At 39.5% G+C, this 10,541-nt stretch carries 10 protein-coding genes and 1 pseudogene; 9 read left to right on the top strand and 2 right to left on the bottom strand.

Annotated elements, in window-relative coordinates:
* Positions 1 to 112 precede the first annotated feature (112 nt).
* From ispD to Q0212_RS08460, 8 genes are all read left to right on the top strand, one after another.
* Positions 113 to 811: a 2-C-methyl-D-erythritol 4-phosphate cytidylyltransferase gene (ispD, locus tag Q0212_RS08495; RefSeq protein WP_297924499.1), complete on the top strand. Its 699-nt coding sequence runs from the start codon at positions 113 to 115 to the stop codon at positions 809 to 811.
* On the top strand, positions 808 to 1,305 hold the full coding sequence (gene ispF, locus Q0212_RS08490) for a 2-C-methyl-D-erythritol 2,4-cyclodiphosphate synthase (protein WP_297924497.1): 498 nt from the start codon (positions 808 to 810) through the stop codon (positions 1,303 to 1,305). The genes ispD and ispF overlap by 4 nt, the downstream gene beginning before the upstream one ends.
* Before the next feature lies 1 nt (position 1,306).
* The gene (gene surE / locus Q0212_RS08485; RefSeq protein ID WP_297924495.1) at positions 1,307 to 2,083 is read left to right on the top strand and encodes a 5'/3'-nucleotidase SurE; all 777 of its coding nucleotides are present in this window, start codon (positions 1,307 to 1,309) and stop codon (positions 2,081 to 2,083) included.
* 19 nt (positions 2,084 to 2,102) lie between these two features.
* On the top strand, positions 2,103 to 2,978 hold the full coding sequence (locus tag Q0212_RS08480) for a peptidoglycan DD-metalloendopeptidase family protein (protein WP_297924493.1): 876 nt from the start codon (positions 2,103 to 2,105) through the stop codon (positions 2,976 to 2,978).
* A 78-nt stretch (positions 2,979 to 3,056) separates the two neighbouring features.
* A complete protein-coding gene (gene rpoS, locus Q0212_RS08475) occupies positions 3,057 to 3,947 on the top strand; it encodes an RNA polymerase sigma factor RpoS (protein ID WP_297924491.1) in 891 nt (296 codons plus the stop codon).
* Between the two features lie 75 nt (positions 3,948 to 4,022).
* Positions 4,023 to 4,550: a DUF2058 domain-containing protein gene (locus tag Q0212_RS08470; protein WP_297924489.1), complete on the top strand. Its 528-nt coding sequence runs from the start codon at positions 4,023 to 4,025 to the stop codon at positions 4,548 to 4,550.
* A gap of 18 nt (positions 4,551 to 4,568) precedes the next feature.
* A complete protein-coding gene (locus Q0212_RS08465) occupies positions 4,569 to 5,156 on the top strand; it encodes a Uma2 family endonuclease (protein ID WP_297924487.1) in 588 nt (195 codons plus the stop codon).
* 87 nt (positions 5,157 to 5,243) lie between these two features.
* A complete protein-coding gene (locus Q0212_RS08460; RefSeq protein WP_297924485.1) occupies positions 5,244 to 5,792 on the top strand; it encodes a TetR/AcrR family transcriptional regulator in 549 nt (182 codons plus the stop codon).
* A gap of 3 nt (positions 5,793 to 5,795) precedes the next feature.
* Here the strand turns inward: Q0212_RS08460 and Q0212_RS08455 are convergent, their stop codons facing one another.
* Both Q0212_RS08455 and Q0212_RS08450 read right to left on the bottom strand, forming a co-directional pair.
* Positions 5,796 to 6,434 (bottom strand): metallophosphatase domain-containing protein, encoded by a 639-nt coding sequence (locus tag Q0212_RS08455; protein ID WP_297924483.1) that lies wholly within the window; start codon positions 6,432 to 6,434, stop codon positions 5,796 to 5,798.
* Positions 6,435 to 6,509: 75 nt separating this feature from the next.
* On the bottom strand, positions 6,510 to 9,125 hold the full coding sequence (locus Q0212_RS08450) for a bifunctional aconitate hydratase 2/2-methylisocitrate dehydratase (RefSeq protein ID WP_297924481.1): 2,616 nt from the start codon (positions 9,123 to 9,125) through the stop codon (positions 6,510 to 6,512).
* Between the two features lie 399 nt (positions 9,126 to 9,524).
* On the opposite strand from Q0212_RS08450, the pseudogene Q0212_RS08445 reads away from it, so the two are divergent.
* Positions 9,525 to 10,541, top strand: a pseudogene (locus Q0212_RS08445) (hypothetical protein); the annotation flags it as partial.

Raw genomic sequence — 10,541 nt, 5'->3', positions numbered from 1 at the left:
AGCATGCTCGTTTAGATTTAGGCTTAGTAAAAACCGATGAAACTTTTATTTTAGTCACAGCTAATAAACAGCCCGTTGTCAGCACACCACCGGCTGTTGAAAGGGCTACACCATGAATTATTGGCTGATTGTCCCAGCCGCAGGTAAAGGAAAACGTTTTGGTGGTCAATTACCTAAGCAGTATTTACGCTTAGGGCAAAGCACAGTCATGCAAACCACCTTAGATCGTTTGTCAACATTAGCAGCAATCAAACAAATTATTGTTCCTATTCATCCTGAAGATGACATCGCAAAAAAACTGACTTATCAATATCCCCAAAAAATTCGTTTTGTCACAGGGGGCGCAGAACGTGCAGACTCCGTTTTGGCAGGATTAGAAGCGATTAAAACTGAAGCTCAGCCAGATGATTGGGTATTGGTGCATGATGTGGCTCGTCCTTGTGTACGTCTGACGGATATTCAGAATATGTTTACACAATTGTTTGATGATGAAGTAGGTGGCATATTGGCAGCACCTGTGCGTGACACCATCAAACAAGCATCTGATGATGGCCAAAATCACATTATTGCAACAGTACCTCGTCAACAATTATGGCAAGCTTTTACCCCACAAATGTTTAGATTTGATATTATCTATCAAGCACTTAGTCATGCTTTAGCTCAGCAAAATATGGTGACTGATGAAGCATCAGCGGTTGAGTTATTAGGTTTTAAACCACGTTTGATTAATGGTGCATTAGATAATCTAAAAATCACTTATCCTGAAGATTTATTATTAGCAGAGTTTTTAATAAGGCAACAAACAACATGAAATATCCACGTATCGGTCATGGTATAGATGTTCATCGTTTTGGTGAGGGTGATAGTATTACCCTAGCAGGGGTAAAAATCTCTCATCATCAAGGTTTAATTGCCCATTCTGATGGAGATGTTGCCTTACACGCTTTGTGTGATGCTTTATTAGGCGCATTAGCATTAGGTGATATTGGTAAGCACTTTCCTGATACTGATATGACTTATAAAAATGCCGATAGCCGTGTGTTATTACGTCGCGTATTTGCCTTAGTCGAGGCCAAAGGTTATCAACTGGGTAATTGTGATGTAACGATTTTAGCCGAAAAGCCAAAATTAGCCCCACATATTGCTTTAATGCAGCAGCGTATTGCCGAAGATTTAGCCACGAGCATTGAAAATGTCAGTATTAAAGCAACGACCACTGAAAAATTGGGTTTTGTTGGACGCCAAGAGGGCATTGAGGCTCATGCCGTGGTATGTTTAATTCCTAAAGAAGATTGGCAAGATTAATATGCACATATTATTAAGTAATGACGATGGTGTATTTGCCCCCGGTTTGGCCGCATTAGCTAAAGCATTAAGTAAAATTGCTAAAGTCACTGTCATGGCTCCTGAAGCAGAGCGTAGTGGTTATTCGAGTGCTTTAACTTTAGATCGTCCCTTACGTGCCACTCAACTAGATAATGGTTTTTGGTCGGTTAATGGCACTCCTGCTGACTGTGTTTATTTGGCTCTAAATGGTTTTTTTGCTGATGATGAACCTGATTTTGTGGTCACTGGTATTAATTCAGGCGCAAACTTAGGTGATGATGTGATTTATTCAGGCACAGTAGGTGCAGCACTTGAGGGGCGTTTTTTAGGAAAGCCTGCATTAGCGGTTTCTTTAGCAGGACCAAAAGTCAAACAACATACTAGCGTAGATGCTTTTGCCGTCGCAGCGGAACTAGTCGTTGATTTAGTCAGTCATTGGCACGATTTAGCATTACCAGAACATAATATTATTAATATGAATGTACCTGATATTCCTGCTAATCAAATTAAAGGTTTTCGCTTAACTCAACTAGGCAAAAGACAGCGTGGTCTATCTATCCAAAAAAGTCATGACCCACGGCAGCGACCTGTTTATTGGATTGGTTTAATGGGTGATCCTGTTCCTACAGAACATGAAACTGATTTTCAAACCGTAGCAAATGGTTATGTGAGCTTAACCCCTTTACAAACAGATTTAACCAGTCATGATGCCTTACCTGCGTTGCACGCATGGTTAGCAACCAAGAATACCCAATGATTTTGAAGAGATATTGATAATGCGTGTTGCACAAAAATCAAAATGGATATTTACTACATTAACTGTTGCCTTATTAGCAGCTTGTAGTACTGCGCCCAAAAAATTACCGACTGACGCTGAAAAAGCTAAGCTAACCGAAAAGCAACCACTACCACCATTAAACTATCCCTATTACCGTGTTAAAGCAGGTGATACCCTATATTCAATCGCGATGCGTTATGATAAAGATTATAAAGAATTAGGCAAAATTAATAATTTAGATGAAAAATTTACCATTTACGTTGACCAAAAATTGGTTTTAGAAGACGAAAATGCTAAGACTGAAGAAAAAACTTCAAGCGTCAGCGAGCCTGTAAAAATCGTTGCCAAACCATTGCCACCGACCAATAAACCAGTTGTCGTGAAACCCAAAACAGACACTACCAAGCCTGTTAACACAAATAATAATGACCTAAAACCAGTCGTCAAAAATACACCGTCTGTCGGTACGAACGTGCAAGCACTTGCAAAAAGTGGTTCACTGACTTGGGGATGGCCAGTCAATAATGGTAATAACCAACTGATTAAACGGTTTAGTACTGAAGGCGTGGGTAGTAAAGGTATTGCTATTGCTGGTAAGCGTGGTGATGCCATTAATGCCGCTGCTAATGGTGTTGTAGTTTATGCAGGAGAAGGTTTAGTGGGGTACGGTAAATTAATTATTGTGCGCCACAGCGATGAATATATTACTGCATACGCACACAATGATCGTTTAATTGCAACTGAAGGACAAAAAGTACAACTAGGGCAAAAAATTGCTGAATTAGGCTCAACAGGTGCAGATAGAGAAAAACTACATTTTGAAATACGTTATAAAGGTAAGCCTGTTGATCCATTAAGCATATTGCCCAATTAAATAGGGCTGAAAAGCCCACTGTTGATAATAAATAGAGATGGTGTCCCATACATCTCTATTTATAAAGAGGGCGACATCATGGCAACATCAAAAGCACAAACAAAAAAAACAACCAGTGTCTCACATCCAACTGACGCTACTCAACTCTACTTACATGATATTGGTGTTTCGCCATTATTATCGGCAGAAGAAGAAGTCCATTTTGCTAGATTAGCCAAAGCTGGTGAAGAAAGTGCGCGACGACGTATGATTGAAAGCAATTTACGCTTAGTTGTCAAAATTGCTCGTCGTTATGCCAATCGTGGATTATCATTTTTGGATTTAATTGAAGAAGGGAATTTAGGCTTAATACACGCCGTTGAAAAATTTGACCCCGAAAAAGGTTTCCGTTTTTCAACGTATGCAACATGGTGGATAAGACAAACGATTGAACGTGCATTGATGAGTCAAACACGTACTGTACGTTTACCAGTTCATATTGTAAAAGAATTAAATATATATTTACGTGCCGCTCGAGAGTTGAGCCAAAAACTAGATCACGAACCTACCGCAGAAGAAATTGCTAATCTATTAGATAAACCCATTGCCACTGTTGAGCAAATGTTAGGATTGACAGAAAAAATCACATCTATAGACAGTAGCTTTAGCGAAGATGGTGATAAGAGTTTATTAGATACGCTGTCAGACCCTCAAACTATTGATCCTGCTGACCAGATTCAAACCAATGAACTTAACCATAGTTTGGAGCATTGGCTCAACTTGTTGCCAGAACGTCAACGTGAAGTATTAATGCGTCGTTTTGGTTTGGCAGGTTTTGAAGCTTCAACCTTAGAGGATGTAGGTGAACAAATTGGTTTAACACGTGAACGTGTGCGTCAAATTCAAGTGGATGCACTAAAGCGTTTGCGTGAAATATTAATGCGTGAAGGTTTATCGGCTGATGCTATATTTAATCAAACATTGCATTAAATAATTTAACTTGCCTATAGATAAAACCAAGGTTTATGATTTATGGTATGTTCCTAGATCATAAACCTTTTTATTATGTCAAACTTAAAAGCCCAACTCTTAAAAAGTGGTTTAGCTGATGCTAAACGTGCTAAAAAAATTCATCAACAGCAATTAGAAGCAGGCAAAGCAGCTAAAGACGAAGCCAAAAATCAAGTCCAAAAAGCGATGGCTGAGAAAGTAGAACGCGATCGGCTATTAAACTTACAGCTTAAAGAAGAACAAGAAAAAAAAGCTATTTTGGCTCAAATCAAACAGTTAATAGAAACCAATAAAATTGATCGAGCAGGCGGAGAAGTTGCTTATCAATTTACTGATGATAAAAAAATTAAAAAATTGTACGTCACTGACTTACAATTTAACCAATTAACTAAAGGCATTATTGCGATTGTGCGTTTTGCCGATGGTTATGAATTGGTTCCCACGCGTGTTGCTGAAAAAATTGCAGCTCGTGATGCTAATTTGGTCTTGGTGCTTAATATTAAACCTGAAGCGACCGCCACCGAAACAGCAGAAGAAGATCCTTATGCAAATTATCAAATTCCTGATGATTTGATGTGGTGATTTATTAAGGATTAAATCATGGCGAATCCTCAACAAACCAATTATATGACAGAGCAAGAATACTTGCAGCAAGAGCAGCAATCTGATCTTAAACATGAGTATATTGATGGTCAAGTTTATGCAATGGCAGGAGCCAAAGCCTCACATAATCGTATTGTGGGTAATTTTTATCGTAAAGTAGGTAACTACTTAGAAAATAAGCCCTGCCAGCCTTATATGTCTGATATGCAAGTTAAAATTGCGAGTAAATATTTTTATCCTGATGTCTTGGTTGATTGTTCTAATTTATCGGATGACAGCACATTTACCGAAACGCCTATACTTATTGTTGAAGTCCTTTCTAAATCCACACGACGTGCCGATGAAACTACTAAACGTATGGCTTATATGCAAATTCCAACACTATTGGAGTATGTACTGATAGAACAAGATTTTGTGCAAATTGAGGTGATGAGTAAAAATCACCATTGGCAATCATTTAAATATTATTTAGGTGATGACATTCACTTTGAGTCGATTGGTTTGTGTTTGAAAGTTGAAGATATTTATGAGCGTGTGCAAAACTCCGACATGTTGGAATGGCTAAAAAACAAAACTTCCCAATAAATTAGTCAATTCGTCTGTTGAATGCCATTCAATATGAATGCCATCATCTGCTTGAATACCATTCAAGATAAAAAATAGAGAATTTTTATGGCCAAAAATAGACGTGAAATTGATAGCGAACACAAACGTCAAGAAATTTTATTAGCTGCAAGACAATTGTTGTTAGCAGAAGGTTATGACGCAACCAGTATGTCTCGTTTGGCTAAAGAAGCAGGCGTTGCCCCCAATACTTTATATTGGTATTTCAAAGATAAAGACGAGTTATTGATTGCCATTTTGGACGAACTGGTTGCCGAAGCCTTAGCAGAATATTTAAGCGTTCAAGCACAAAGCTTAGATAAGCAATTATTGTGGTTACTCGACAAATTTGATGCCGTTCCTCATGTGATTACGACCGTACATAATCGCATGAACTTTGCTGAAAGTATCAAAACGTGGCATCAACGTTTTCATTTTATGCTGGAGTCACTAGTTGTTAACCAGTTAATGCTGCATGGCTTAAAACAAGAAGAGTGTGTAGCAGCCGCCAAAATAGCGACTTTTGTGGTGGAAGGGCTGTTATCTCATCATGCAGGTAATGCGTGTGAAAGAGAAACCATTGCCAAATTTTTAATCTCAAAAATAGCACTAAAATAGCGTTTATTCACGTTGTTTAGGCCAGTCAATAACCACAGGTTTATTAAGTGGTGCATCTAACTCCACAACAGAACAAGCATTAATAAAGGTTGTATCACGATTAGATTCTTGACCATAACTTTCATGAATATGACCAAAGACATGATATGCAGGTTTGACTTGTTGTACGCGTTGCAACAAGTCGGCACAACCCACCCATTGTGAACGGACTTTATCCAAATATTTATAGGGTGGACTATGGGTAATCAAAATATCAGTGTTATCTGGAATATCTTGCCATTTTTTAGCTAAGGCTTCGCCACGTTTAAGATTAAACGCCATGCCATGAAAATAGGGCTGCCACGGACTACCAAAAAAGTTAATACCCTCAATGGTCACCGCTTCATGTTCTAAATAAATGGCATGATGAAACAATGCCCAACCTGACTCCTTTTCCAGACAAAGTTCGTGATTGCCTGCAATGACAATTTTATTTTGATGCGGCAATGTGCCTAACCATTCATCAAACTCTTCAATTTCCTCAATGAGACCATATTCAGTCATATCACCACAATGGATTAAAATATCACCATCAGGAATGGTTAATAAGTCATGTAGACCATGCGTGTCACTGATAATGACAATTTTAAGTGGAAGGTTCATTTTTATATAATTTCTCCAAAAAACAACCCCCACATAAAGCGGGGGTGTTTTAACAAGTCGTGTTAATCCTTGCGATTAAGTCAACTGAGCAACATCAATCTTGTTGGCTTTGTCGGTGTATTCACTCATACGGTCGAAGTTCAAATAGCGATAAATATCGCCAGCCATGCTGTCGATTTTGTTCGCATATTCCATGTACTCGGCCACAGTTGGCAATTTACCCATCACAGCAGCAACAGATGCTAATTCAGCAGAAGCCAAATACACATTAGAGCCCTGACCTAAACGGTTCGGGAAGTTACGTGTAGAAGTGGACACACAAGTGGTGTTTGGAGCAACACGCGCTTGGTTACCCATACACAAAGAACAACCAGGCATTTCGGTACGTGCGCCAGCGCGACCATAAATGTTGTAGTAGCCTTCTTCCATTAACTGGTGAGCATCCATTTTGGTTGGAGGAGCTAACCATAAACGTGTGCTTAAAGAACCGCCTTCAACTTTGTCTAATAACTTACCAGCGGCACGGAAGTGACCGATGTTAGTCATACAAGAACCGATGAACACTTCATCAATTTTGTCACCAGCCACTGTGGATAACAACTTGGCATCATCTGGGTCATTTGGACAGCAAAGAATGGGTTCTTTAATGTCGTTTAAGTCAATTTCATAGACTTTAGCGTATTCAGCATCGGCATCAGCACGCAACAATACTGGGTTGGCTAACCATTTTTCCATTGCTTCGATACGACGAGCCATTGTACGGGCATTACCGTAACCTTCAGAAATCATCCACTTTAACATGGTGATGTTAGAGTTTAAGTATTCAGCCACAGACTTTTCAGACAAAGTAATAGAGCAACCAGCCGCAGAACGCTCAGCAGACGCGTCAGATAATTCAAAGGCTTGTTCAACGGTTAAATCGCCTTCCATTTCGGACAAGTCAATTTCTAAGATACGGCCATTGAAAATATTCTTTTTGCCTTTTTTCTCAACCGTTAAGTCGCCTGCTTGGATAGCGTAGTAAGGAATAGCATGCACTAAATCACGTAAGGTGATACCAGCTTGCATTTTACCTTTAAACTTAACCAATACTGATTCAGGCATATCTAAAGGCATAACACCCGTTGCCGCCGCAAACGCGACTAAACCAGAACCTGCTGGGAAAGAAATACCAATTGGGAAGCGAGTATGAGAGTCACCACCAGTACCAACAGTGTCTGGTAACAACATACGGTTTAACCAGCTATGGATAATACCGTCACCTGGACGCAATGCAACACCACCACGATTCATAATGAAGTCTGGTAAAGTGTGGTGCATTTTAACGTCAACTGGCTTTGGATAAGCGGCTGTGTGACAGAAAGACTGCATGACTAAATCCGCAGAGAAGCCTAAACAAGCTAAATCTTTTAATTCGTCACGAGTCATTGGACCTGTTGTATCTTGAGAACCAACAGTAGTCATTTTGGGTTCGCAATAAGTACCAGGACGGATACCTGTTACGCCACACGCTTTACCAACCATTTTCTGAGCTTGGGTGTAACCTTTGCCAGTATCAGCAGGTTGTTGTGGTTGACGGAATAGGGTAGATGGAGCTAAACCTAAAGCTTCGCGGGCTTTAGTGGTTAAAGAACGACCGATAATTAAATTAATACGGCCACCAGCACGTACTTCATCTAATAACACAGGTGTTTTTAACGGAGCTTTAGCAATTTCAACGCCATCTTTAGTAGCGGTCACAATAGCATTAGCATGATCGATGTTTAAAACAATCTCATCACCCATGTTCATTTGTGATACATCTAATTCAACAGGCAATGCACCAGCATCTTCCATGGTGTTGAAGAAGATTGGAGCAATTTTGCTACCAATACAGAAGCCGCCATCACGCTTGTTTGGAATGTGTGGGATGTCGTTACCTGTAAACCACAATACAGAGTTTGTTGCAGATTTACGGCTAGAACCTGTACCAACAACGTCACCCACATAAGCAATGGTGTTACCTTTTGCTTTTAAGGCTTCTAATTGCTTGATTGGGCCGATTTCTGTTGGTTTGTCAGGATTGATACCATCACGGACGTTTTTCAACATTGCATTAGCGTGCAATGGAATATCTGGACGGCTCCAAGCGTCTTGAGCAGGAGACAAGTCATCAGTGTTGGTTTCGCCAGTCACTTTAAACACAGTCAATTTGATGGTGCTTGGCACTTCTGGACGGTTAGTAAACCATTCAGCATCAGCCCAGCTTTGTAACACTTCTTTTGCAGCAGCGTTGCCAGCTTTGGCTTTTTCTTCAACATCATGGAAAGAGTCGAACATTAATAAAGTTGCTTTTAATGCTGTTGCTGCTTCAGCTGCTAACTCAGCATTGTCTAATAACTGAACTAATGGCTCAACGTTGTAACCACCGAGCATTGTACCTAATAAGTACACAGCACGTTGCTTAGTGATTAAAGGAGAAGTAGCTTCACCTTTAGCAACAGCCGCTAAAAAGGCAGCTTTAACATAGGCCGCTGGGTCAACACCAGCAGGAACACGATTTTCTAATAAATCAACCAAGAAGGCTTCTTCACCTGCTGGTGGATTTTTTAATAATTCTACTAAAGCAGCAGTTTGTTGTTCATCAAGTGGCTTGGGTGGAACGCCTTGGGCAGCGCGTTCAGCAACGTGTTGGCGATAAGCTTCTAGCACGGTGAAATTCCTCATTTTTTAGGACAGACAAAATAAGAACCTTAAAATAGCAAATATTATGCCAAAGTCCTGACCATAAAAATGTCTAAATTGGCGGCAAACGAGGCTTGATACCTCAAGTTGTGGCTGACTAGACAACAGATAATCAAGAGATCATCAGACAGTGCGAATGTTATCACTGAGCGCGGCAAAAGTTAAGAAAGTGTTATATGGTTATTGATATAATCATTGTTTTAAAAATAAATGAGCAAATTATTTATAAGCCTACTTTTTGAAAGGATATTGCACTAAAAACGGACAAAAAGACTTTTTTTGTCAAAAAAATAGAGTAAAAACTCTATATGGGCTTAAATAATAAACAATTAAAGCTCAATTATCATAAAAACGAGGGAGTCAAAAATGTTTCAACAAAAGAAATTAGTCTCTGCCATTGTGTGTAGCTCTTTGGCACTAACGGCTTGTAATTCAAATGATGACGATAATGTGGGGGCATCCAGTAAAGCGGTGACTACCACCACAATTACCGTTACACCGTCTTTAGGTAAAATTTTAAATGGCCGTGTAACACTAAAAAATGCTAAAACGGGTGTGGCATTAGCTCCTACACAAACATTAACACCAACTAGCAATGGTACTGCAACTTTTACTGTGCCCGTTAGTCAAATTGCTGAGCCTGTATTAGCAGAAGTTTTGCCGACTACCGCAGGTGTGGTTGAGTATTTTGATGAGGCTCTTGAGAGTAATAAAAAAATTACCGTACCAACAGCTGATGTTGCTAAACCTATTTTACGAGCAGCAGCAAATGTTACTGCTAATGCAAATATTGGTGTAACGGGTTTAACCGAAGCTGCTGTTCAACAAGCGGAAAAGCAAGTTGGCGGTTTAATCGCTCAAAATATTAATACCGCTAATGCTGCTGTTAAAAATGCCTTAAAACTTAATTTTGATATTACCCAAGCACCTGTTGTAGTTGGTAACGGTGAATTTGAAAAATTAATTAATGCGTCTATCAATACAGCATTGGAGGCTCAGCGCAAAGCCTATGCCACATATTTGGCCACTTTAGCAAAAGAAGCTCAACGTATTAACAGCACCAGTTCAACCCCTGCTTATGATATGGCTCGTGCTTTTGCCAATGATTTTGCCCATGATGGTACTTTTAATGGTGTTGGTAGCCAAACATTAGCCATCAATTACACGAATGTTTTTTTAAGCAATTGGATAAACTGGGTACAAAATTTTTATGCCTCTTTTTTACAATTAAACAATATCGTTGCTTTTAATCGTTGGTACGGAGGTTTTAACATCACAGATAAAGATAGCGTTAAAAACTATCCAGATGCTGTGCCAATCCGTACTGTTGATGGTGTAGAAGAATATGCTTGTAGTGGTGAAGGACGGATTAAGTCTAGTGCG

The sequence above is a fragment of the uncultured Agitococcus sp. genome (assembly GCF_937920075.1).
Lineage (GTDB): Bacteria > Pseudomonadota > Gammaproteobacteria > Pseudomonadales > Moraxellaceae > Agitococcus.
Note: the sequence above shows the minus strand (reverse complement) of the source record. Positions and strands in the feature narration are given on the sequence as shown.